This is a genomic window from Dysgonomonas massiliensis (assembly GCF_900240225.1).
Classification (GTDB): domain Bacteria; phylum Bacteroidota; class Bacteroidia; order Bacteroidales; family Dysgonomonadaceae; genus Dysgonomonas; species Dysgonomonas massiliensis.
The window spans coordinates 157,352-182,787 of record NZ_OEPV01000007.1 but is presented as its reverse complement, the minus strand read 5'-3'; the positions used below and the strand labels follow the sequence as shown (position 1 = coordinate 182,787).

The following is a 25,436-nucleotide window of genomic DNA, read 5'->3' as shown; positions in this document are numbered from 1 at the left end:
ATATTTGAATTATTATTATTTAGTCTTGTGATTGATCAGAATTGATTATTAATCCACTGCGCTCAGGTTTTAGGCTGATGGTTGCATCTTTTATTGGCGCGAAGAATAAGTCTGATGTGCCTGATCTGAGTTTAGATCGAACTTGCTTACCTGTAATGTCTTCGATAGCTCTTGCTAAAAGAGGTTCGGATGAATCTCCTAAATCAAAGAATCCTTCGTCAAATTCATCTATTTCGAAACCCTTTGTAGGCTTGAGCCCGGTTATGTAATTGCCTTCATCTTTAGCATTTCTCAGTCTTCCTACCAAAGGTTGTAATTTCCAATGTATTTCTTTGTCAGTAGGTAATATTTCTATTGACGATTTATCTTTACCCGTTGTCGTAGTGCCTATTCGAATTACAGTCATGTATGGAGTAAGCCCATTTATTACTAATTCGCTGGCTGATGCTGTATATTGACCTGTTAGGAAATATACTCGTGATAAATTCATTTGTGGAATGTTTGTTCTTGTTTTGTAAACTGTTTCTACAAATCTTTCGTTCAAAGCAGCATCCTCTCCATGATCTTTTATAAGTTTTGCTTGATATACGTCATTGTATTTACTCTTGCAGAATATTTTTCCTTTGTTGCCACTTGGTACTAATGCGCTTGCTAAATTCACAGCTGATTTGACATATCCTCCTAGGTTGTATCGCAAGTCTACAACCAAATCAGTTATTCCCAGAGTCTTAAGTTCAGTCAAAGCATTAGCTAATTCTATATCGAATTCATAGTCATCTCCTTGTTCAAATGCGTTATACATCAAGTAACCAACTTTATGTCCACCTTCTAGAGGTATTACTTTGCTGATAAATACCGGATTATCCTTGTAGTCAGGTGTCGTTGATATCTTATAGCTTTTGGTTGTATTTCCTCTATAGACCGTAAAAGTGAAACTTGTTTGGCCTTTTAAAATGGTTTGATAATGGTTTTCACTGTATTCATTGTCTACAATATCTTTATCATTGACCCTTATTATTATATCGCCTCTCTTAATACCTTCTTTTTGAGCATTGGTATTGTCTTTTACATAAATGACAATAAACCCAACTTTTGTCTTAGTATTATCTATGTAGACTGGCACATATTCGAATCCCAAATCGTTGCTACTGGACCCAGCTTTAGAACTGTTCTCATTGTATTCTTCCATATATGAGAATCTGTCTCCATCAGTTTCGTCGATCTTGTATCGAAGGCTATTGAAGAATTTTCTTGCGTCAGTCTCCTTGAAGTTAGGTGAGGGATTTATATTCGTATTCCATAGATAATACGCTTTCATCTGCTCGTATATCCATTTGTTCGTTTTGCTGATTTCTTTTGAGTTTGTTGGGTCTTCGGTATCGTTGTTATTACTGTCTTTGCATGATGATACGCAAAACGATAATAAAATTGCTAAAAGAATGAGTATTCTTGCTTTTGATTTCATAAAATATAAATATTGATGTTTGGTGTAGCAAAATTAAATGTCAAAGTCTTTCTGTATGACTATATGCAAATATACGGCTTTATGTAATATAATTGCTAGTTTCCACTTATAATGTTAGATCGCCCTTTCCTTCTCTTATGATTTCAGGTTCTCCCGAGGTGCAATCTACAACTGTCGAAGGTTCAATATCTCCATATCCTCCATCAATGACTATATCTACAATATTTTCATATTTTTCGTAGATGAGTTCCGGATCGGTAATGTATTCTATAACATCATCATCTTTTACTGATGTGGTAAGAATAGGATTGCCTAAATTCTTCACAAGCTCTCTGATGATGTTGTTGTCAGGTACGCGTATTCCTACTGTTTTTTTGTTTTTGTAAATCTTCGGAAGTTTGGATGTTGTATTCAATATAAATGTAAAGGGGCCGGGTAAGTTTCTTTTCATTATTTTGAAAGTTCTGTCATCTACCTTGGCATATTCGCTGATGTCACTAAGATCATAGCAAATGATGGATAAATTGTGCTTTGCCGGATTAATCCCTTTCATTTTGCATATTTCTTCTACTGCTCGCACATTCAGAGCATCGCATCCGATTGCATATACTGTGTCGGTAGGATAGATAACTAAGCCTCCGTTTCGAAGTACATCAACAACTTTGTCGATGTCTCGTTGATTCGTATTATCATTGTATAGTTTAAGGAGCATAAAACTAATAGTATAAAGTGAAAACAGCCCATAAGTATTTTGGCTTATGGGCTGTTTTAGATGATTATTATTGGAATTATTTTTTCTCTATATAATCTTCAACCACAGCCTGAGTCAAGCCCATATTTGAGAACCCTCCGTCGTGGAATAAGTTTTGCATCGTCACCTTACGCGTGAAGTCAGAGAACATCACAACGCAGTAATCAGCGCATTCTTCAGCGTTAGCGTTGCCTAGTGGAGACATTTTTTCTGCAAAATCGAAGAACGCATCCATTCCTCCAATACCCTGGCCGGCTGTCGTAAGTGTAGGAGATTGAGATATAGTATTTACACGTACACCTTTGTCACGACCATATACATACCCGAAGCTACGACCGATTGACTCAAGTAGTGATTTGGCATCAGCCATATCATTATAGCCAGTGAATGTACGTTGTGCGGCAATATGTGTCAAAGCTAAGATTGAACCATTGTCTGCAATAGCATCAAGTTTTTTAGCAGCTTGCATCATTTTGTGGAAAGATACAGCTGATATATTTAAAGTTTTATCAAAGAATCCATAGTCAAGATCATCATATGCTCTGCCTTTGCGCACATTTGGAGACATACCGATTGAGTGTAGCACGAAATCTATTTTGCCACCTAGTATTTCCATTGATTGACGGAAAACTTCTGATAATTCTTCAACGTTTGTTGCATCGGCAGCAATAACTTTGGCATTCAATTTTTCGCTAAGTGCATTGATTTCGCCCATACGAAGAGCCATAGCTGTATTTGATAGCGTAATTACAGCTCCTTGTTCAACAGCTTTTTCTGCTACCTTCCATGCTATAGATTTATCATTTAATGCTCCGAAAATGATACCTCTTTTTCCTTTCAATAAATTATTACTCATAATTTTGATTGTTTATTTTGTAAAAAGTTTAGACTAAATCTTTTAGTTATACGCACAAAAGTACTAAAAATGTGCAATAAAAATAGCTTTATCTAAGAATTTTGTGATTCTAGAAGGTTTATTGGTTTTTATGAACTTAAGTTCTTACCTATCTTTAATAATAATTGTGTATGATGAGAATTCGAAGAATGTAGCATATTCCGGAAATGACGTGGAGGATGTATATGCCCATAAGTATCTTGTTTTTGAAGGTGTACCCTTCTTTTTTCATATCTTTCATCAAGGCGATTAGTGACACGAAAAACAGAATCCATGTACAAGGAACTATCTGCCAATAGAAATTTCCATGTAGAAATCTAGGACCGGTCTCGTATAGAAAACCATATATTATAAATGCAAAAAATGAGAGGCATATCGCATAGAGATATCTGTAGTCGAAAGCTATTTTTTTATAATTAAAGACTGTGTATAGTATAGGGAATAAGAGAGAGGATAGGATGATCAATGGAAGAAAGCGCAATTTTATAATTGTTCCAAACAAGGTGAAAAATCCGAAGGAAATTCCAGACTCGTATTGCGATGGTTCAGCGGCTTCTGTAGATAGGTATATGAAACAATATTGGATTAGTAGTAGTACTCCTCCGATAATGATAGGAATGAGTGATTTCCAAAATATTTGACTAAATTTATATTTAATTAGCATGACTAGTGGATATGCCAGAATAAAAGTCATGAAAAAACTAGGTTTAATAAAAATGTTTATAAATATGAGTCCTGTCAGTAGATAGTCATCCTTTGGGTTATATGTATCAATTTGTTTGCAACTTCGTATAAAAAGTAAAATCGCGAAGGGCATTAAAAATATGGATGTGGAATTATGCCATACTGTTGGTGCGAAAGAACCGATATAATAGTAATCTGAAGGGGTAATAATGAATAGAATAGGAATGGCAAAAATAAATAAAAGGCTAAGGCTTGTGATCAGAGAAATTCTAGAATTATTAACGACCTTATCTATTTGTGATCGAATAATGAAGAATTTGAAGGTTGTACTCATTGCCAATAGTATACAAATAGCCCCCATGATGATATATACATTCTGAGAGCATGCTGAAAAGAGTATAGCAAGGCTATACATGATAAATGGACCGCTAAAATAAGGTCTTTCTCCAGTTAGCATTTCTTTTGCTATAGTCGCATGTCCATACATGTCGTTATCCTGTGGCATTGGTAAGGAATAAGCGATATATCCATAGAGGGCGCACAAAAGGATAAAAAGAATGATAAGAGTTATGTTGTTGCGACGTGTAGTTTTCATTGTTTGCTCTTGTCTAGAATTGATATATGTCTAAAATTCTCTCAACCCTGAAGATTTGTACCTGCTGAGTACCTCAAGCTTTATGCTGTCCCCAACTTTTGCTCCTGCATTTTGAAGTCTGTCTTTGAATGTCGAGTATGCTATATCTGGCGTATTATTGTCTTGGCTAAGGTGGCAAAGCCATACATTTTTAAGGTTTGGACTATATGATTGTGATACAAGGTCGGCAGATAATCGATTACTTATGTGTCCATTACCCGAAGTGATGCGCTGCTTTAGATATTCGGGATATCGTCCGTTTCGAAGCATTTCTTCGTCGTAATTTGCTTCTATTACCAGGTGATTTGCTAGTTTGATATTATGTTGTATAGCGTCGGTCACACGACCCATGTCAGTTATTAGAACAAAGGTTTGTCCTTCGAACTCTATTCGATAACCTAGATTCTCGATGCTGTCATGAGGAACATCAAATGCCGTTATCTGAAAGTCTTTTATCGCAAAAGTCTCTTCTTTAGATATAATTCTTCGGCATCCGCTAAGGTCTGCATCAATATAGCGACTTCTGTCTATTCCACCATGGATGGCTTGAGTGGTGTATATGGGAATGTTAAATTTTCCGCCTAATGCTCCAAGTGTTTTGATATGATCAGCATGATCATGGGTTATTAAAATTCCAACTATATTTTCGAATGCAATACCATATTCTCGTAAAGATTTTTTTATAGTCCTTACTCCAACTCCCGCATCAATTAAAATCCCGTATTGACGCGATCCTAGAAAATAACAATTACCACTGCTTCCGCTACCAAGGCTGAAAAACTTGTATTTTGGTTGGTTGAATAAATCGTATTGCATATCTGTTGAAGAGAATAAACCCCAATTTGAGAATTGGGGTGATGTTTTTTGTTATTTCTTGAGGAAGCAGGTCTTTAGTACTATACTAGAGCCTTCTATCTTGCAATCGACTTCTTCTGGGTTTTCAGTCAAGCGAATACTTTTAACTTTTGTTCCTCTTTTTATTACCATTGACGAGCCTTTTACTTTCAGATCCTTAATTACAGTAACGGCATCTCCATCTACTAGTTCAGCACCATTGCTATCACGCGGGGTGTTGTCGTCGGTGTCGTTTTCGGCATCGCCGTGCCACTCGTGGAAACAGTCAGGACAAACGTAATTTGTTCCATCGAAATAGGTGTTGTTCATGCTACATGAAGGGCATGAAGGAAAATCAGACATAATTCAGTAGTTTTTAATTTGTTCGCAAAGATAACTTATTAAGCTTTTGAATGCAAATAGTTAAAATCAGTCAGTCGTGTTGACTTCTGTAATACCTATTTGTTCTTTTAGTTTTTTTGTCTGCATTTCACGTTTCAGTAACTCTTTGTAATACCAGTCTATTTGCTCTCTGATGTCAGAGTGCTGCAGGTATCCTTCCGAGTTTTTTGCAGCCCTGATCCATGTTACAGCTTTGCTTATATTATCTATAGTTTCGTAGCCGACAGCTAAATTGTACGCTATACGTACTTTTTTTGCTTGATTTTTTTCGGATTTATATGCTTCTTCCCAAATAGAAATTGCATCATTCCACTTGTTCTCTTTTACAAATTTTGCAGCTTGGTTCATAAGAGGAGAACCATTTGCGAAATATGCACGCTCTTCTGTTGACCAAAAAGGGACGAATGCATTAAGTGCTTTTTCGACTGCATAGCCATTGACATAGGTGCAAATTTCACTAAGTGTAGGCAGTGCATATTCTTTGAACTGAATATTTGGGATGCCTTGCCAGTATAGTGTATCGCTGAAAAGTATAGGTTCTTGAATTTCTTCTCCATCTGCGGTATATGCCCGAATCAACACATATATCTCGATAGCAAGCTCTTGTATAGAACTTAAGTATCCAGCAGACTGTGTGTCGAGGCTTCCTTGTATTTGATACAAATCAATAGATATTAGCCCGTCAACTTTCATCTCATCGGTAATTGATTGCACTTGTTCCTTGCTAAGAGGTTTAATCGTTCTTGAGTTATAGTCAGTTCTGATTACTTTAGGATATGATAGGATTTGGCCATAAAACTCTTGTTTGTCAAGGTAATATGCTAATGAGTCTACAAAAACGCTTGATAAGCTATCCATTGTTAGTATTTCTTCAGAAGCGGGTGCGTCTTTGTCTTTAGGTATTGGGGGCACATTGTTGACAATAACCAAGTTTACGACTTCTCTGGGAAATGTAACTTTGGCTGGGTTTTGAACATCTATGTTGGCGAACTGTACAGAGATACAAGATGTCATTGTAATAAAGGATATTATTGCAAGAAATGCTACCTTTTTCATATATCAAGAATATTTATTTTTATTTTATGCCAAATTAATAAATTTAAGTGATATTATCAGCTTGATGATATAAAATGAAATAGATTTTAGCTGTAAATCGATGTTGAGCTTTTTATATTTTACCTTTGTGATCTATTTGTGATAATAATGAAAAACGAAAAATTACATATTATAACTCGAAAATTAGAGGATTGGTATGCTGATCATAAACGCCATCTGCCATGGCGCGAAACCTCCGATCCTTATCTTATCTGGCTGTCGGAAGTTATCCTTCAACAGACTCGAGTTGACCAAGGTCTTGATTATTTTCTACGTTTTGCGAAACGTTTTCCCAGAGTACAAGATTTGGCTGCTGCGGACGAAGATGAAGTCTTGAAATTGTGGCAAGGATTGGGCTATTATAGTCGTGCTCGAAATCTTCATGCAGCATCTAAGATGATTGTAGATAAATTCGATGGCGAATACCCTATTATATATAATGACATATTGAGTCTTCGCGGAGTGGGTGAATATACTGCTTCTGCAATTGCTTCAATTTCCTTTAATCTGCCATATGCAGTAGTCGACGGGAATGTGTATAGAGTATTATCAAGACTATTCGCAATTGATGATTTTATAGATACTACACAAGGTAAAAAGTACTTCTCGGAATTAGCTGCGAACTTGCTTGATCGTGATAATCCAGGCTTATATAATCAGGCGATAATGGATTTTGGAGCCTTGCAATGTGTGCCAGCTAGTCCAGATTGTGGAAGTTGTTGTTTGGCTGATATCTGTGCAGCTTATGCGGCGAATAAAGTCTCAGAATATCCGAAAAAAGCTGGTAAAACGAAAGTTCGTAACCGATATTTTAATTATATCGATATGCGTTTTGAAGATAAAATGTATCTACATAAAAGAATAGGTAAAGATATTTGGCAAAATCTTTATGAATTACCATTGATCGAGTCAGATGAAGAGCTTGAGCTTGAAGATTTGTTGATCGATGAAAGCTTTGTTGAACTATTCGCCGGTGTAGATATTATTAGTATTATTCCATCTGTGCAACTAAAGCACGTCTTGTCCCATCAGCGAATTTTTGCGAAGTTTTATAAAGTTGAGATAAATAAATCGTTGATGACTACTGATTATATCGAAATAAAGGATTCGGAGGTCGATTTGTATCCGGTATCGCGGTTGACAGAAAAATATTTGGAACGTTAGTTGTTTTTGTGATTTTCTTATGACTTGCTGATTTTTTGTGATTTAATAAAGTCAGAATTTGCCTGTGTCGAAAATGTTGAGTGCCAATATTGTAGCTTTCTGATCAAAAAGACAAGGTTATGAATATTTACCTCATAACTTTTTCATATCTTTGTAGCCGTTTTTCAATGGATTAAACTAATATGGCAAATAAAGTAAGGGTGCGTTTCGCACCAAGTCCGACAGGACCTCTTCATATCGGTGGCGTACGTACAGCCTTGTATAACTATCTTTTCGCTAAGAAACAAGGAGGCGATTTTATTCTTCGTATTGAGGATACCGACTCGCAGCGTTTTGTGCCCGGAGCAGAAGATTATATCATAGAAGCTTTGACTTGGTTGGGGCTTAATTTTGACGAAGGTACACACATCGGAGGAAATTATGGGCCATACCGCCAATCGGACAGAAAAGATATTTACATAAAATATGTAGACATATTGCTCGAGAAAGGAGCAGCTTATATAGCTTTCGATACTCCTCAGGAACTTGAGGCGAAGCGTGCAGAAATTGCAAACTTCCAATATGATGCATCGACAAGAGGCTTGATGCGTAACTCGCTTACACTTTCTAAGGAAGAAGTAGATCGACTTATTGCTGATGGAAATCAGTATGTGGTTCGTTTCAAAATCGAACCAAATGAAGATGTTGTGGTTAACGACCTTATTCGTGGCGAAGTTGTAATCAACTCATCAGTTCTTGATGATAAAGTTTTATATAAATCGGCAGATAATCTTCCAACATATCACTTGGCTAATATTGTTGATGACCACTTGATGGAAATCACACACGTGATTCGTGGTGAAGAGTGGCTGCCATCAGCACCATTGCATGTGTTACTTTACCGTGCATTTGGATGGACGGATACAATGCCGCAATTTGCACATTTACCATTGCTGCTTAAGCCTGAAGGAAACGGAAAGCTTAGCAAACGTGATGGAGATCGTTTGGGATTTCCTGTTTTCCCTCTTGAGTGGAAAGATCCGGTAAGTGGAGATATATCTTCGGGATATCGAGAAAGTGGATATCTTCCAGAGGCTGTTGTTAACTTTTTGGCATTACTTGGCTGGAATCCGGGTAATGATCAGGAAATGATGTCTCTGAATGAACTAGTAAATCTTTTCTCGCTAGAGCATTGTAGTAAGAGTGGAGCTAAGTTTAATTACGAAAAAGGAAAATGGTTCAACCATCAATATATCCAGCTAAAATCGAATGCTGAGATCGCAGAGCTTTTTGCTCCATATCTAGCAGAGCAAAATGTTGCTGCTGAGGCGACTTATGTTGAACATGTAGTAGGTCTGGTGAAAGAACGTGTTAATTTCGTAAAAGAGTTGTGGGATCAATCATTCTTCTTCTTCCGAGCTCCTGTTGAGTATGATGAAAAGACTGTGAAAAAACGTTGGAAAGATGAAACTCCTGCGCAACTTGGCGAATTGATCGAAGTCTTGAATGATATTACTGACTTCTCAGCTCACAATCAAGAAGAGATTGTGAAGGCTTGGATCGAAGATAAAGGCTACCATCTGGGCAATATAATGAATGCGTTCCGTTTGGCTGTTGTCGGCGAATCTAAAGGACCGCATATGTTCGATATTACTGCAGCAATCGGCAAAGAAGAAACTATCACTCGCCTGCAAAGAGCAATTGCTGAAATAAAAAAATAGGAAGATGTTTTTCTACCAATTAGGAATATACCTATATGCTCTGGTGGTGCGATTGATTTCTCCATTTCATAGCAAAGCCCGCAAGATGATTGCAGGGCATAAAGAGACATATGATATTTTGCGAAATCAAATTGATCCGAATGAAGATTATATATGGTTTCATGCAGCATCGTTGGGCGAATTCGAGCAAGGACGTCCGATTATAGAGTTGGTCAAAGAAAAATATCCTCAATATAAAGTGCTTCTTACATTCTTTTCTCCTTCGGGATACGAAGTTAGAAAAGACTATCCGTTGGCAGATGTTGTCTGTTACTTGCCGTTCGATAAGAAGCGTAATGTGAAAAAGTTCCTCAGATTAGCGCAACCCAAAATTGCCATATTTATCAAATATGAATTCTGGTATAATTTTGTAAATAATCTGCATAAACAAGGAATTCCGGTTTATATGGTTTCGGCCATATTCCGTCGCAAGCAGATTTTTTTCAAATGGTACGGAAAACGTATGCAGAAAGTTTTGCATATGTATAAATGCTTATGCGTACAAGATGAGAATTCAAAAAACTTGTTGAACGAATTGGGAGTTACTGCAGTCGAAGTCTGTGGAGATACCCGCTTCGATCGTGTAGTGGAGATAGCTACGCAAGCAAAAAATATCGAAGTCATCGCGCGTTTTGCTGATTTGGCAAAAGAACAAGACCAAAAAATCATGGTAGTTGGCAGCTCATGGCCTAAAGATGAAGATGTTTATTTGCCGTATTTCAATGCAACGCCTAACCTGAAATTGATAATTGCGCCACACGAATTGAATGAGTCGCATCTGAAATATATTGAAAGTAATCTTAAACGTAAATCTATTCGTTATTCGCAGGCAACGTTAGAGAATATCGATGATTATGATTGTGTAATAATTGATTGCTTCGGACTTTTGTCATCTATCTATCGTTATGGGCAGATTGCATATGTTGGAGGTGGATTCGGTGTAGGTATACACAATGTCCTTGAAGCTGCAGTTTATAGCATTCCTGTAATATTCGGTCCTAACTTCAAAAAATTTATCGAAGCTATAGGACTTATCGAGGCTGATGGTGGTTATTCGGTTACTGGTTATAATACGCTTAAAGGTTTGATGGACGAGTTTATGATGTATGACGAGACATTGTATTCTGCAGGGCAATCGTCTGGTAAATTTGTAAAAGAAAATACTGGAGCCGCTGATCGTGTATTAAAGGCTATTAAACTATAAAAATACTGCTGATAGAAGCAGTAAACAATTTCTATTTGTGGCTCTTTTACGAAAATATTCTTAGTTTTGTATATAGAAGTCAAATCTACTTTGAACTTTATGGAAAATAAAAAAAACTTTTTCAGTAGATTGAACATTCACCCGTCAATCTATTTCATAGCCGCTATAGCACTTATTATATTATTCTTACCTCGAGAAGATAAGAATGAATATATATATTCGGTAGACAGACCTTGGAGATATGGTCTGCTGACAGCTCCCTTCGATTTTCATGTGCAAAAATCTGATGAGAAAGTTGCTGCTGAGAGAGATAGTGTGCTGAAGAGCTTTCAGCCTTATTATTTCGAGGATGTAGAGTTGGGCAAACGTGCGGTTTCGCAGTTTGTTAAAGATGCCAGAGCAAAAAGTATTGATGGTGCGTATATTTCATATATCAATGGAATGATGCGTGAAATATATAAAGCTGGAGTGATTTCTGCTGATAATTACGACAAACTCACGAAGGAAAATATCTCGCAGATAAAATTGAAGGATGAAAATAATATGGCCTCTACCCGCCATTTGTCATCTTTCTATACTCCACGTAAGGCTTACGAAAAGATATTATCCTCGGCTCCAGAGAAGATTGATGTGTCGCAACTTCAATCGATGAATATCAATGAATATCTGCAAATAAATATCGTTTTCGACGAGAAAATGTCGGCGATGGACAAAGAAAATTTACTTCAAAGAGTGCCAATCTACGAAGGAATGGTGCAAATTGGAGAAAAAATCATAGATAGAGGAGAAATTGTTGATGCCAGAACATTCGATATACTGAACTCTCTGACGAGCGAGTTGGGTAGTAATATGATTCCCCGATCGCAACAAATATGGACCTTTATTGGTAAAGCCTCCATGGTGATTATCCTGATGATGGTCTTGTTTGTTTATCTTCGCCTATATCGGCCGATTGAATATAGGAATAAAAAAAGTATTGTCTTTATTCTTTCTTTTATCAGTATCTATTCGATACTGACGATGTTGACGGTAAGTACTAAATCGGAGAATTTGATTTATGTAATACCTTTCGCTATATCGGTCATTCTGATTCGTACATTTATAGACTCGCGTACAGCGATAATTGTCCATCTGATAACGGTTCTTATTGCAGCATTAATGATGCCGCAAGGAACTATGCTCGGATTTGTTTTTATTCAGATTGTAGTTGGCTATATATGTGTGTTCAGTCTGAAGAATCTTTCAGAGCGTTCGCAATTGTTTATCACTGCAATCTATGTTCTAGCAGCTTATGTAATCGTATATACTGCTTGGGTACTTGCTACCGACGGCGATATCAAGCAGATTAATTATAAGCTTTATATTAATTTCAGTATAAACTTCGTATTGGTGACATTCTCTTACCTTCTGGTATATATGTGCGAAAAGGTGTTCGGATTTATATCAGACGTAAGTATGATCGAACTATCGAATATCAATCGACCTCTTTTACAAGAATTATCCGAAGTGGCTCCTGGTACATTCCAGCATTCGATGCAAGTATCCAACCTGGTTACAGCAGCAGCCATTCGTATTGGTGCTAATGCAGTATTAGTACGTACTGGGGCTTTGTATCATGACATCGGAAAGATGACGGCTCCTGCATTTTTTACAGAAAATCAGTCGCCGGGAATGAATCCTCATGCAAAATTGTCTCCTAAAGAAAGTGCAAAGATTATAATCGGACACGTAGAAGAAGGAGTCAAGATAGCAAAGAAATATGGCTTGCCTCAGCAAATTATCGATTTCATCGAGACACATCATGGAAAAGGCAAAGCAAAATATTTCTATAATACTTATAAAAATGAGCATCCCGATGAATATGTCGATCCGGCAGAATTTTCATATCCGGGACCAAATCCATTCAGTCGCGAGACGGCATTGTTGATGATGGCAGATACTGTTGAAGCTGCTTCACGAAGTTTGACTGAATATACTGAAGAAACAATTTCGATGTTGGTTAATAAGCTTATCGATACTCAGATTAGTGATGGCCTGATGAAAAATGCACCAATCACGTTGAGCGAAATTGAATTGGCTAAAGAGGTGTTTATTGATAAACTAAAAATGATTTATCATTCTAGAATTGCATACCCTGAACTTAAAGAAGAAAATAAATAATATATTAATTGACTAGAAAGAGATCATGAGAAACAAATTAATTGCATTATCTGTATCATTGCTTTTGAGCGGCTCTTTGCTTGCGCAAGGTTATCAATTTACAGAAGTAAAGAAAAATCCAATTACACCAGTTAAAAATCAGGCAAACAGCGGAACATGCTGGAGTTATTCGGCAATGGGATTCTTAGAGTCTGAACTGATCCGTATGGGTAAAGGTGAACATGACCTATCGGAAATGTATAATGTACGCCGCAACTACAAAGATAAAGGAGATAAGTATGTACGTCTACATGGCATGTTGAACTTTGCACAAGGAGGCTCTTTTGCCGATGTTATCGAAACAATCGATGAATATGGTCTTATGCCAGAGGAAGCTTACAAAGGTCTGAACTATGGCTTGGATAAGAATAATCATGGCGAAGTAGAAGGTGTTTTGGGTAGTATTGTGAAATCTGTTGTTGAAAATAAAAATAAAACTTTGACTCCGGTTTGGGGTAAAGGTTTCGATGCTGTACTTGATGCTTACTTTGGCGAAGTTCCGGCTAATTTTACTTACAATGGTAAAACTTACACACCTCAGGCTTGGGCCAAAGAGCTAGGGCTTACTGCATCGAATTATGTGTCTTTGACATCATTTACACATCAGCCTTTCTATAAAGGATTTGCACTTGAAATTCCAGACAACTGGCGTTGGTCTAAATCTTACAATCTTCCGATTGATGAAATGATGAAAACAATAGACTATGCACTTGAAAATGGTTATACAGTTGCATGGGCATCTGATGTAAGCGAAATAGGATTTACTCGCGACGGCTTAGCTGTTATGCCGGACGAAACTAGTGCAGAAAATGTAGGTTCTGATCAGGCTCATTGGTTAGGTCTTTCTCAGAGAGATAAGGATGCAGCACTGAAAAAGAAAGTATCTGAAGGTCCGGTTAAAGAGAAAGTTATTACTCAAGAAATGCGTCAGTTGGCCTATGATAATTATCAGACTACAGATGACCATGGTATGTTAATTTACGGAATTGCAAAAGATCAAAATGGCACAAAATATTACATGGTTAAAAACTCATGGGGTGAAGCCGGTAAGTATAAAGGTTTGTGGTATGCTTCGGAAGCATTCGTTAAATATAAAACAATGAGTGTTGTTATTCATAAAGATGCTATACCTTCAGATATAAATAAGAAGATTGAATTCTAATTGGTCTTGATAAATAAAATAAAAAAGCCCGTAGAAATACGGGCTTTTTTATTTGTTGAAATATTTCTTAGAAAGAGGCTTCCCCTAATTCTCTGATTTCTTGGTTTCTGGCGTTGAGTTCAAGCTTGACTATTTCAGAGGTTAATTGCTCTTCTTTTTTCTCGTTTACAAGAATGTCATTTGTAATCAATCTTCTGTTACCGGCATCAGATTTGCTGTATTCTTGTCTCATCAACTCGAGTTCATTGCTCAATATTTTTAGCTCTTTCTTCTTCTGAATAACCTTGAAGTATGTTTCTTGAGCTGCGCTGTTTTTGAAATCTGCCAATGTGTAATAAGTATGTTTGTCGTTAATAACGAATTCGAAATCTCTGATAGCTTCTTTCTTTGCAACTGGCTTTTTGTGTGCTAGAGCTAATTCCTTGCTATAATCATATCCAGCTGCATGAGTCGCCTTGATTGATGTTATCATAGCGCGCTCTGCCTTATAGGCCATATCCTCGCTATCTACAATATTTACTCTGTCGTTAGGTAGGAATGTGTACACGCAAATGTTGTCTTTACCCTGGAAACGATCCGATGCAAACCAACCTATTCCTTTCTCTTCGTCAACAACCATCAGGTAATCGTTTGCCGGAGAGTTGAAAGGCATCCCTAAGCGCTCGGGCGTCAGATAAGTATCGTTATTCAGATTGTAACGCGAAACAAAAAGGTCATAACCTCCGATTGATTCGCTGTCGCTCGCTGCAAAATAGATAGTTACTCCATCAAGCATCATAAATGGAAAATTGGTGTTACCACCTTCAAGACCGAAATTATCATTTGATAAAGCCTTTTCATTTCCATAACCATCCAATAGCCTTTCCATCGAGAATAAGCGTAAGTCTCCATTGTCATCAGGTTGTGCATAATAGATCTTCGATCCTTTTTCGTTGCTGTATGTTGTTGTTGGAACATACATATTAGCATTGAATACATTGTTGAAGTAGTCTAGTTTTCCTCCTGATGTACTTAAAAGATATGCACTTAGAAAGTCTTTTTTGGCAACAACAATACTATCGATAATCTGTACATCTTCAGTATTTGTAACCATGCGACGAAGTCGGGATTGAAATTTTCTAGCTTCTTCTAGTTTCTCCTTAGGTTCGTCATCACCTCTCTTTTTTAGTAGTTTTTCGAAAGAGGCAAACGATTTGTCTGCCTCATCGAAACGGTATTGAGAGGTATATATTCGTCCTAAATATAAATGTGAATCGCGTATCCGCTTTTTCGATGCAACAAGTAAGCATTCTTCAGCTTTCTTCAAATCACCACCTGTTTCGAATAGGCATACTCCGTACCACTGATTGAGTGATGCGTCGGTTGGTTTTGCATTGTATTCAGCCTCAATCACGGGTAACGCTTTAGCGTACTCGCCAGCCAAATACAATTGCTTAGCCTCATCCAAAGTTTGAGCATTGATCGAGGCAATTGTGATAAAAAATAGAGCTATGCTTGTAAATATTGTTTTCATCGAAAAAATACTTTGATTAATTTATTACCAAGCGAACAATGGATAATCTTTCATCAAGCTGTTCACTTTTTCGCGAACTGATTTTATTTGAGCTTCGTTTGCAGTGTCAGATAAGATAAGATCTACCATCTCTACTATTTCTCCCATCAAATCATCTTTTACACCACGTGTTGTGATTGCTGATGTACCGAAACGAAGACCAGATGTCTGGAATGGACTACGGCTATCGAAAGGAACCATGTTCTTGTTTGTTGTGATGTCTCCTTCTACAAGTGCTTTTTCTGCAACTTTACCAGTTAATTCCGGATATTTAGTACGAAGGTCAACAAGTATACAGTGGTTATCAGTACCACCCGATACTACTTTGTAACCTTTATCGATAAATGCCTGAGCCATTACTGCTGCATTTTTCTTAACTTGGTTTTGGTACACTTTGTATGATGGATCAAGAGCCTCGCCGAACGAAACTGCTTTAGCTGCGATAACGTGCTCAAGTGGTCCTCCTTGGATCCCAGGGAATACTGCCGAGTCAAGCAATGCCGACATCATGCGAGTTTCGCCTTTCGGAGTTTTTTTGCCCCATGGGTTTTCGAAATCTTCTCCCATAAGGATTACACCTCCACGAGGTCCGCGAAGAGTTTTATGTGTTGTCGAAGTTACGATGTGTGCATGTTTAACCGGATTTTCTAGCAATCCAGCTGCGATCAACCCTGCAGGGTGAGCCATGTCAACCATAAATATAGCACCGATTTTATCGGCAATTTTACGGATGCGTGCATAATCCCATTCGCGAGAGTAAGCAGAAGCACCACCTACAATCAGTTTCGGTCTTTCGCGTAAAGCTACTTCTTCTAGCTGATCATAATCTATTGTTTCAGTATCTTGACGTACGTTATACTCCAGCGCATGATAAATTAAGCCAGAGAAATTTACGGGCGAACCATGAGAAAGGTGTCCTCCGTGTGATAGGTTAAGACCTAAAAATTTGTCTCCAGGTTCTAGGCAAGTGATGAATACTGCAGCGTTTGCTTGTGCTCCTGAGTGAGGTTGTACGTTTGCCCATACGGCTCCGAAAAGCTCTTTCAAGCGGTCGATAGCTAATTGTTCACTCAGATCGACTACTTCACAACCCCCATAATATCTTTTCCCGGGATATCCTTCGGCATATTTGTTTGTCATATACGACCCCATTGCTTCCATAACCTGATCACTGACAAAGTTCTCAGATGCAATCAGCTCTATGCCTTTAAGTTGGCGTTGATGCTCTAACTCGATAAGTTCAAAAATTTTGGTATCCCTTTTCATGATTTAAAAAATAATATTGAGGTGAATAATTATTATTAGGACAAATATAACTAATGTTTTCTATTATAAGGTTAAAAAAAGATTGGCAAAGATTCAAAAAAAAGTCTAATGCAATACCCAAAGTCTATTCCTCGTAAGTGGCATTGTTGCTTATCGAAGTGTAAATAGTGTCTACTTGTGAAAAATAATAGTCATTTTTTGTAACTATTTGGGTATTGGTCTCGTCATATATAATAGCTAGCTGCAATAGACCCGTCGTAATAATCCGGAAAAACGACAAATATTAATTACACAATAAATTGAATAGTTATGAAAACCAAGAATATATTATTAGCAGCATTGTTTTTTATTGTATCATGTGTTACCATGAATTTGTTTGCTCAGGATGAACGTGAATTACCAAACTTTGATAAAATCACTGTTTCGCAAGGAGTACATGTGGTATATAAACAATCCGATAGATACTATGTTGAAGTAGTCACATCAGACAAAAAGGTCTCAAAAGATGTTGTCACAAATGTAAATAACGGAGTGTTGGAAATCGGACTAAAAACCGATCATGACGTAAAAAAAAGAGATGTTGTGACCGTATATGTAGAAAACCCTTGTTTGAAACAAATTTATACGCTGAGAGGTGCCAGTTTCAAAACTTCTAAAATTTCAGGTGGATGTGAATTTAAAGTTATCCAAAATAAGAGTTCATTGGTCGAAATTACTGATCTGGACGTGACGGATAGTGTTGATCTGGTTGTTTTCGGAAAATCAAAATTAACTATAAAAAAACTTACGGCAAGCAACTTGAATCTGACGATGAAGAATGAGAGCCGAAGTAATATCGAAGAAATTCATGTCGAAAATAGTATGAATGTAAAATCTGAAGGGAATTCTTATGCTACTATAGGTGGTGAAACCCCTAAACTAAGGTTGGAAGGCGAATCGATGAAATGTCTTGATGCACGTAATTTGGCTTGCAACTCTATTGATTTTTTCGGGATTTGAAAAAATGTTTTCAATTAGTCTTAAAGCACGGGAATCGAGGTCTTAATTATTAAAATATATCCGAAAAAAGCATTACCTTTGTGTGCATAAAATTAACAAACCTATCTTTTTTATGCACGAAAAAATCATAATTCTTGATTTCGGTTCCCAAACCACACAGTTGATTGGTCGTAGAATTCGCGAACTGAATACATACTGCGAAATAGTACCATACAACAAATTCCCATTCGGAGATCCAACAGTAAAAGGTGTTATTCTTTCGGGAAGTCCATTTTCAGTTAATGACAAGGATGCATTCAAGCCTGATTTGAGCGAAATACGTGGCAAATATCCAGTTCTTGGTATCTGTTATGGAGCTCAATACCTTGCTTACTCAAAAGGTGGAGTAGTAGAGAAAAGTGATTCGCGCGAATATGGCCGTGCACACCTGGTATCTATCAATTCGGAAGATGCATTGTTTGCAGGAATTTCAACGGGATCTCAGGTATGGATGTCGCACGGCGATACAATTATGACATTACCCGAAAATTATGAGATAATAGCAAGTACCGAGGATGTTAAAAATGCAGCATATCGTGTCAATGGCGAAAAAACTTGGGCAGTACAATATCACCCTGAAATCTCTCATTCGACAGACGGAACTAAATTGCTAAGTAATTTCTTAGATATCTGCGAAATGAAACGCGACTGGTCACCTGCTTCATTTATCGAAACTACGGTTGCTGAACTAAAAGCTCAGTTAGGTAACGATAAAGTGATTTTGGCTCTTTCGGGAGGTGTTGACTCTTCTGTTACAGCAGTATTATTGAACCGTGCAATAGGTAAGAATCTGACTTGTATTTTTGTCGATCATGGTCTCCTTCGCAAGAACGAGTTCGAAAAAGTATTGGAAGATTATGAAGTACTAGGTCTGAATGTTATTGGTGTTGATGCTAAACAAAGATTTTATAGTCAACTAGCCGGAGTGACAGAACCTGAACAAAAACGTAAAATTATAGGTAGAGGCTTTATCGATGTATTCGATGAAGAAGCTCACAAACTTGAAAATATTAAATGGTTGGGACAAGGAACTATCTATCCTGACGTGATCGAATCTCTATCGATTACCGGAACAACCATCAAATCGCACCATAATGTAGGTGGATTGCCTGATACTATGAAATTGAAGTTGGTTGAGCCACTTCGACTACTTTTCAAAGACGAGGTTCGTCGAGTAGGAAATGAATTGGGTATGCCTGCACATTTGATCAAACGCCATCCGTTCCCAGGACCGGGACTTGGTATCCGTATCCTTGGCGAAATTACTCCCGAAAGAGTGGAAATCCTGCAAAATGCAGATGATGTATTTGCACGTCTTCTTCGCGAGCATAATTTATATGATGAAGTATGGCAATCGGGTGTAATTCTTCTTCCTGTCAGATCGGTAGGGGTTATGGGCGACGAACGTACTTACGACAATGTGGTTGCGTTGCGTGCCGTATCGTCGGTCGACGGGATGTCGGCAGATTGGTCTCGTTTACCATACGAATTCCTTGCAAAAGTTTCGAATGAAATTATCAATAAAGTTAAAGGTGTGAATCGTGTAGTTTATGACATATCGTCTAAACCGCCTGCAACTATTGAGTGGGAATAATCGAGATATAAATAAAAATGATTCGTACACTACAGGAACTGATCGATACGAACGATCCGGGATGGCCGATACTTGAAGAGTGGATTGGCGAAGCTGCCAATAAGATAGAAATCTTACCTGTTGATAAAAAAAGAGGAGAAGAAGTTCTGTTGTATACTCAGATAACTACCCGCTCGTTGATGGGAGCGTTAGCTTATGAAACTGGCGGTCTGCTGATAGATGATGGCTGGATTCGAATTTTTGGATCGGGATGTGAACGTATGCAGAGAAGTCTTATCTCGTGGAACAGAGGGAAAACTTTTACCGAGTACGGTGAAATACCTCCTTATCTGCTGATTGCCGACGATGCTATCGGAGGACATTATGCATTGAATGGGGGATTTTTCGGAAAAGACTTAGGTAAAATATATTACAATCTTGCTGACTCGCTGAACTGGGAGCCAATGGATATGGAATATAGTCAGTTTCTTTTGTTCTGTTTAGAAACCGATATGGACGATTTCTACCAAGGTATGCGTTGGAAAAACTGGCGTATCGATGTCTCGCAGCTGAATCCGGACTATTCATACAGTCTATTCCCTTTCTTGTGGACTAAGGAGGGACGGAATATAGAAGAAGTCTCGCGAAAAGTAGTTTCTGCCGAAGAGTTGTACGAGTCGATGATGAATATTAAATCGGCAAAAAGATAGCGGCGAGCCGTAAAGACACTATGTCCTTACGGCTTTGTGCTTTTTTTTGATGCTGTGGATTTGCTGGAGTCATCCTTTAATATCAGAAATAAATCAATAAAGTTTGTGTTGGTATATACTGTAAATGGTGTATACGAATATTGGGTTAAGTATAACTAAAGTTATTTTATAATTAATTATTTTATGAGCGAGTTTAAAGACGAAACGTCAGAAATTGTTTTTCCTCTAAAGAAGACAGATCTTATTTATCAGATTGAAGATCGTCCACCTTTCAAAGAGGCTTTCTTTGTAGCATTACAGCACTTGTTGGCTATTTTCGTAGCCATTATTACTCCTCCGCTCATAATTTCGGGAGCCTTAGGTCTGGACGGAGAAACTACGGCATTCATGGTTTCTATGTCTCTTTTGGCTTCGGGTATCTCAACTTTTGTACAGTGCCGCAAAATAGGTATTGCCGGGTGTGGCTTATTGTGTGTTCAAGGAACAAGTTTCTCTTTTATAGGTCCTCTTGTTTCAGCATTTACGGGAGTAGGGGTAAGTGCTCTTCCTATTATATTTGGGGTATGTATTGCTGCAGCTCCGGTAGAAATGATAGTGAGTCGTATATTGAAATATACAAAGAAGATAATTACTCCCCTTGTATCGGGAATCGTTGTGACAATGATTGGACTATGTCTTATTAAGGTTGCAATTATCTCATGTGGAGGCGGCTATCCAGCAATGGCAAACGGAACGATGGGAAGTCTTCAGAATCTGGGTCTTGCAGCCACAGTGTTGGTTATAATACTTCTAATGAATAGTATGAACAATAAATACCTGCGTATGTGTTCTATTATTATAGGATTGGCAGTCGGTTATATAGCATCCTATTTTATGGGAATGATTGATTTCAGTCAGATGAAAGATTTCGGAGTATTTACACTTCCTGTACCTTTCAAATATGGACTAGATTTTGATTTGGGTGTATTTATTGCTATAGCCGTAATCTACTTTATTACTGCAATCGAAGCATACGGAGATATCACAGCTAACTCAATGATCGGTGGTGAGCCAATCGAAGGACCTAAGTTTATGAAACGTGTGCAAGGCGGGGTATTTGCCGATGGATTCAATTCAATTATAGCAGGAGTATTCAACTCGTTCCCGAACTCAGTATTTGCACAAAATAATGGTCTTATTCAGTTGACCGGAGTTGCAAGTCGTTATATTGGTTATTATATTGCAGGATTCTTAGTCGTGCTTAGTGCGTTCCCTTTTGTTGGAGGTATATTCTCTCTGATGCCGGAACCGGTATTGGGTGGAGCTACACTTTTGATGTTTGGTACAGTGGCTGCATCGGGTGTGCGCATTATTGCTTCGCAAGATATAAATCGCAAAGCTATACTTGTATTAGCTGTCAGTTTTGCATTCGGACTAGGTGTTGAACTAGTTCCAGAGATTTTGACATTCATGCCTAAAGCTATCCAAGGAGTATTCTCGTCGGGTATTGCTGCAGGTGGTGTTGCTGCAATCATTTCAAATATCGTAATACGAATTAAAGAATAAATACAATGAAAGTACTTAAAGATCGCATTCTGAAAGACGGCAAAAGCTTTGCCGGAGGAATATTGAAAGTAGATAGCTTTATCAATCATCAAATGGACCCTATTTTGATGAAGTCTATCGGTGTAGAATTTGTCCGTAAATTCGGAAATATGCCGATCAATAAGATAGTAACAATAGAAGCCAGTGGGATTGCTCCGGCAATCATGCTAGGCTATCTGTTGGAGTTGCCGGTAGTTTTTGTGAAGAAAGCTGAACCGAGTACAATGAAAAATCCGGTATCTACGACCGCATACTCATTTACAAAGAACAAAGAATATAAAATCTGTATCAGTCGTGATTTCTTAAATGAGAACGATAAAGTCGTTTTCATCGACGATTTCTTGGCTAATGGCAATGCTGCTGTTGCAGTAAATAACCTGATCAAAGAGGCCGGAGCTGAGCTATACGGAATGGGATTCATCATCGAGAAAAGTTTCCAGAACGGAGGTCAAAGACTTCGCGATCTTAATATTCATGTTGAGTCATTGGCAAAGATCAAAGAATTGGGCGAGAATAAGATCATATTTGAAGACTAATTTCAAATCACTAGTTGTATAATATTTGTTTTAGCTTGTTATGTGACTGCTTTTTTAGATATGGAAAAAACTATATTTTTTGCCCCCGATATTCTTCAGAATACAGAGCTTCCAACGGAAGAAGCTCAGCATTGTATACGTGTCCTTCGTAAAAAAGAGGGAGACGAGATTCTAATAACAAACGGTAAAGGATCTTTCTTCGATACTCGTATCGTACAAGCGAACCAGAAGCATTGTATTGTGGATATTGTGAATGAAATAGTAGAACCAAAATATTGGGATTTCAATTTACAGATCGCTTTTGCCCCGACAAAAAATAACGATAGAATTGAATGGTTTGCCGAAAAAGCGACCGAAATTGGGATTGATCGTTTTTCTCCACTTTTATGCCGTTATTCAGAACGTAAAGAAATCAAGCACGAGCGCATAGAAAAGATCTTGATATCGGCGATGAAGCAATCTCAAAAAGCAGTCTTGCCTGTATTGGATCAGATGATCCCATTTACTCAATTCATTAAGCAAGAATTTGACGGACGTAAGTTCATAGCTCATTGCTACGAAGGAGAAAAACTTCAATTACATGAGACATACAAGAAAGGAGAGAATGCATTAATACTTATTGGGCCTGAAGGCGACTTCAGCGAGCAAGAAGTTGAGCAAGCTCTGAAAGCTGGCTTCGAACCAATATCATTAGGTCAGAGTAGATTGAGAACTGAAACAGCAGCTTTGGTGGCTTGTCACTCAATTCATGCGTTGAATTGGTGAGAAATTACTTGCTCTCGATCCAGTCGATCAACTTTTGAGTGTCAGGTAATTCGCGAGGCGAAAGAAAATCGATCAGCTCTCCGTTTTCGTCTATCATAAATTTCTGAAAGTTCCATTGAACCTCAATATCCATTTTCCCGTTTTCTGTTTGGTGAGTAAGCCATCGGAATAACGGGATTTGTTTTTCTCCGATAACATCAACACGACTCATTATAGGAAATGTTACTCCATAATTTAAGGTACAGAAAGACTTAATTTCTTCGTTCGAATTGAACTCTTGTCCTTTAAAGTTATCTGAAGGAAAACCTAGGATCGTAAAGTTATTGTCTTTGTATTTCTGATAGAGCGCTTCCAGCTGCTCGTATTGTGGCGTTAAGCCGCATTTTGAAGCAACATTCACGATAAGTACCTTTTTACCCTTAAGCGTTGATAGATCGAAATCCTTACCATCAATATCTTTGACGATGAAATCGTGTATCGATTTTTGCAATTCTATCGTTGTTTCTTGATTTTCCTTATTGTTTTTAGAGCTGCATGCACTTGCGAAAATGATGCTTAGAGTCAGAAGTATAATTAGTTTTTTCATATTGTGGTTGTTTTAGTGTTGTTTATTCTTTTTTATTGATCCAATTCTTGAGATCTTCAATTGTAAATACTTTATTTAGTTTTATGTACGAATAGAATGTTGAAGCAAATAGAAGTACGATTCCCAATAATAAGCCGAGCTTGTCGAAATACATCAGCACTATAAAAGATGCTATGACGAAAGCTAAGCTTATGGATATAATCGATGTAATCTCCGGAGTCCATTCAAATTTGGTCAGATATTTAGCCATAACAAAGACTGTTAGGAGATAAATGATATATGCTATAAGGTAGGCAATTCCAAATGCATTGATCGAGTAAGTTGAATATAATAAATAAGCTGACGAAAGATAGCTTGCATAGAATATAATCTCAGAAAGGAGGAATAGCTTCCCTTTATTCTTGGCCAGTAAAATGAATGCTAAAGGCCAAGAGATTATTTTGAATATAGAGCCAAGAAGTTGCCATCTGAGTAGTTCGGAAGCAGCAATGAATTCAGTTGAATAGAATAATGTCAATATAAATTTAGAGAATAAGATCATACCTACAATGATAGGTAAGGATACAAGGATGGCAATATAACTTTGTTCATTGACAAGAGTTTTGACAGCATTGTTCTGGTCTGAAATTGCCGAGAGGCGAGGGTAGTAGTCGGCTCCCATCGATTTTAAAATCAATCCTAAGTAAACAGTAGTAATGACCCAAACAGCTTGGAAAAGGCCTGCATATTCGATACTGTCAACGCGAGCAATATAAGTGCGGATTACAAACATTGCGATTGTATTCAATATTGAGGATATCAATATATATAATCCTAATTTTAGCGTATTTGTACCCGCTTCGAAAGCCTCCTGATTGTTTACGGATACCTTTTTTATCTTAAGTTTTCTGAAATAATAGTCCGAAAATATATAGAAAAGTAGACTGCCTATTATAAGTGAAGGTACGATGGCTCTTGTTCCCATGAAATAATACATCGGAACAATAATGATTAAACTTGCCAAAGCGGTCCATATGCCAGCCTTGGCCATATAACCTATTTGTCGTAGGCCTTGCAATATGACAGATCTGCCGGTAGCCAATATTCCGAAGAATACACAAAGTGACAATCCTGCAACGTGCATTGCATATTGTGGCGTTTGAAAAGCCCATAAACTGATGGGAAAGCAAAAAGCAAAGCAGATAAACAATCCTAAAAATGCCGTCAATGAGAACCACAAACGGAAAGTTGATATTGTTTTTATGTGCTCTTCTTGGCTTTTATTGGTCTCGGTATCGGCTATTTCTTTCACTCCGCTAGTATCAACGCCCAATACGCTGATGGTGCGAATCATATCTACGACTGATTGAAATATACCGATTAGTCCAACACCTAAAGCTCCCAAAAGAAAAGCTGCAAACTTGGTGCGTATTATTCCTAATAGAATAATAACAATCTGCGAACCACCGAATATTCCCGTGGCTTTAACTATTTGTTTATATGAATCATTTCTTTCTGACAAAACAATAAAATATGATGTTTTACAAAGTTAATTTTTTTTTGAAAGAGGTTATGTCCTCTTAGATGCATTCCTAGGTGTACATATTTACAAGGTGTCA

General features: G+C 37.6%; 22 protein-coding genes. 11 read left to right on the top strand and 11 right to left on the bottom strand.

All coding sequences use genetic code 11. The annotated features are described in order from the left end of the window. Window positions 1-19: 19 nt before the first annotated feature. The 7 genes from C1A06_RS08870 to C1A06_RS08840 all read right to left on the bottom strand — a co-directional run bounded on the left by C1A06_RS08870 (window position 20) and on the right by C1A06_RS08840 (window position 6,721). A complete protein-coding gene (locus C1A06_RS08870; RefSeq protein ID WP_101689903.1) occupies window positions 20-1,465 on the bottom strand; it encodes a S41 family peptidase in 1,446 nt (481 codons plus the stop codon). A gap of 106 nt (window positions 1,466-1,571) precedes the next feature. Beyond that, the gene (locus C1A06_RS08865) at window positions 1,572-2,177 is read right to left on the bottom strand and encodes an L-threonylcarbamoyladenylate synthase (protein WP_101689902.1); all 606 of its coding nucleotides are present in this window, start codon (window positions 2,175-2,177) and stop codon (window positions 1,572-1,574) included. A 76-nt stretch (window positions 2,178-2,253) separates the two neighbouring features. Then, on the bottom strand, window positions 2,254-3,072 hold the full coding sequence (locus C1A06_RS08860) for an enoyl-ACP reductase FabI (protein WP_101689901.1): 819 nt from the start codon (window positions 3,070-3,072) through the stop codon (window positions 2,254-2,256). 154 nt (window positions 3,073-3,226) lie between these two features. Continuing rightward, window positions 3,227-4,390: a hypothetical protein gene (locus C1A06_RS08855; protein WP_101689900.1), complete on the bottom strand. Its 1,164-nt coding sequence runs from the start codon at window positions 4,388-4,390 to the stop codon at window positions 3,227-3,229. 30 nt (window positions 4,391-4,420) lie between these two features. Next, window positions 4,421-5,245 (bottom strand): MBL fold metallo-hydrolase, encoded by an 825-nt coding sequence (locus C1A06_RS08850; RefSeq protein ID WP_101689899.1) that lies wholly within the window; start codon window positions 5,243-5,245, stop codon window positions 4,421-4,423. 51 nt (window positions 5,246-5,296) lie between these two features. Next, window positions 5,297-5,626 (bottom strand): zinc ribbon domain-containing protein YjdM, encoded by a 330-nt coding sequence (locus tag C1A06_RS08845; protein WP_101689898.1) that lies wholly within the window; start codon window positions 5,624-5,626, stop codon window positions 5,297-5,299. A gap of 66 nt (window positions 5,627-5,692) precedes the next feature. Further along, on the bottom strand, window positions 5,693-6,721 hold the full coding sequence (locus tag C1A06_RS08840; RefSeq protein WP_101689897.1) for a DUF6340 family protein: 1,029 nt from the start codon (window positions 6,719-6,721) through the stop codon (window positions 5,693-5,695). Window positions 6,722-6,868: 147 nt separating this feature from the next. Here C1A06_RS08840 and mutY point away from each other — a divergent pair, with 147 nt between their 5' ends. The 5 genes from mutY to C1A06_RS08815 all read left to right on the top strand — a co-directional run bounded on the left by mutY (window position 6,869) and on the right by C1A06_RS08815 (window position 14,228). Further along, window positions 6,869-7,924, top strand: a complete 1,056-nt coding sequence (gene mutY, locus C1A06_RS08835; RefSeq protein WP_101689896.1) for an A/G-specific adenine glycosylase — start codon at window positions 6,869-6,871, stop codon at window positions 7,922-7,924. Between the two features lie 182 nt (window positions 7,925-8,106). Next, the gene (gltX, locus tag C1A06_RS08830; protein WP_101689895.1) at window positions 8,107-9,624 is read left to right on the top strand and encodes a glutamate--tRNA ligase; all 1,518 of its coding nucleotides are present in this window, start codon (window positions 8,107-8,109) and stop codon (window positions 9,622-9,624) included. 4 nt (window positions 9,625-9,628) lie between these two features. After that, window positions 9,629-10,867: a 3-deoxy-D-manno-octulosonic acid transferase gene (locus tag C1A06_RS08825; protein WP_101689894.1), complete on the top strand. Its 1,239-nt coding sequence runs from the start codon at window positions 9,629-9,631 to the stop codon at window positions 10,865-10,867. A gap of 99 nt (window positions 10,868-10,966) precedes the next feature. Then, window positions 10,967-13,027: an HD family phosphohydrolase gene (locus tag C1A06_RS08820; RefSeq protein WP_101689893.1), complete on the top strand. Its 2,061-nt coding sequence runs from the start codon at window positions 10,967-10,969 to the stop codon at window positions 13,025-13,027. A gap of 25 nt (window positions 13,028-13,052) precedes the next feature. Next, window positions 13,053-14,228 (top strand): C1 family peptidase, encoded by a 1,176-nt coding sequence (locus C1A06_RS08815; protein ID WP_101689892.1) that lies wholly within the window; start codon window positions 13,053-13,055, stop codon window positions 14,226-14,228. A gap of 67 nt (window positions 14,229-14,295) precedes the next feature. Here the strand turns inward: C1A06_RS08815 and C1A06_RS08810 are convergent, their stop codons facing one another. Continuing rightward, window positions 14,296-15,741 carry a tetratricopeptide repeat protein gene (locus C1A06_RS08810; RefSeq protein ID WP_101689891.1) on the bottom strand — a complete coding sequence of 482 codons (1,446 nt, stop codon included), beginning with the start codon at window positions 15,739-15,741 and terminating at the stop codon, window positions 14,296-14,298. Window positions 15,742-15,765: 24 nt separating this feature from the next. Continuing rightward, window positions 15,766-17,046, bottom strand: a complete 1,281-nt coding sequence (gene glyA, locus C1A06_RS08805) for a serine hydroxymethyltransferase (protein WP_101689890.1) — start codon at window positions 17,044-17,046, stop codon at window positions 15,766-15,768. A 309-nt stretch (window positions 17,047-17,355) separates the two neighbouring features. On the opposite strand from glyA, the gene C1A06_RS08800 reads away from it, so the two are divergent. The 6 genes from C1A06_RS08800 to C1A06_RS08775 all read left to right on the top strand — a co-directional run bounded on the left by C1A06_RS08800 (window position 17,356) and on the right by C1A06_RS08775 (window position 23,252). Continuing rightward, complete coding sequence (locus C1A06_RS08800; RefSeq protein ID WP_145996371.1) at window positions 17,356-18,045, top strand: GIN domain-containing protein; 690 nt, start codon at window positions 17,356-17,358, stop codon at window positions 18,043-18,045. A gap of 112 nt (window positions 18,046-18,157) precedes the next feature. Further along, on the top strand, window positions 18,158-19,678 hold the full coding sequence (gene guaA, locus C1A06_RS08795; protein WP_101689888.1) for a glutamine-hydrolyzing GMP synthase: 1,521 nt from the start codon (window positions 18,158-18,160) through the stop codon (window positions 19,676-19,678). A gap of 17 nt (window positions 19,679-19,695) precedes the next feature. Further along, window positions 19,696-20,367, top strand: a complete 672-nt coding sequence (locus C1A06_RS08790; RefSeq protein WP_245872033.1) for a DUF2625 domain-containing protein — start codon at window positions 19,696-19,698, stop codon at window positions 20,365-20,367. Between the two features lie 183 nt (window positions 20,368-20,550). Continuing rightward, the gene (locus tag C1A06_RS08785) at window positions 20,551-21,912 is read left to right on the top strand and encodes a nucleobase:cation symporter-2 family protein (protein WP_101689887.1); all 1,362 of its coding nucleotides are present in this window, start codon (window positions 20,551-20,553) and stop codon (window positions 21,910-21,912) included. A 5-nt stretch (window positions 21,913-21,917) separates the two neighbouring features. Beyond that, window positions 21,918-22,487, top strand: a complete 570-nt coding sequence (gene xpt / locus C1A06_RS08780; RefSeq protein ID WP_101689886.1) for a xanthine phosphoribosyltransferase — start codon at window positions 21,918-21,920, stop codon at window positions 22,485-22,487. Window positions 22,488-22,547: 60 nt separating this feature from the next. Beyond that, the gene (locus C1A06_RS08775) at window positions 22,548-23,252 is read left to right on the top strand and encodes a 16S rRNA (uracil(1498)-N(3))-methyltransferase (protein WP_101689885.1); all 705 of its coding nucleotides are present in this window, start codon (window positions 22,548-22,550) and stop codon (window positions 23,250-23,252) included. 4 nt (window positions 23,253-23,256) lie between these two features. On the opposite strand, the gene C1A06_RS08770 is transcribed toward C1A06_RS08775, so the two are convergent. Further along, a complete protein-coding gene (locus C1A06_RS08770; RefSeq protein WP_101689884.1) occupies window positions 23,257-23,838 on the bottom strand; it encodes a glutathione peroxidase in 582 nt (193 codons plus the stop codon). A 22-nt stretch (window positions 23,839-23,860) separates the two neighbouring features. Then, the gene (locus C1A06_RS08765) at window positions 23,861-25,339 is read right to left on the bottom strand and encodes an O-antigen translocase (RefSeq protein WP_159461395.1); all 1,479 of its coding nucleotides are present in this window, start codon (window positions 25,337-25,339) and stop codon (window positions 23,861-23,863) included. Window positions 25,340-25,436: the final 97 nt, after the last annotated feature.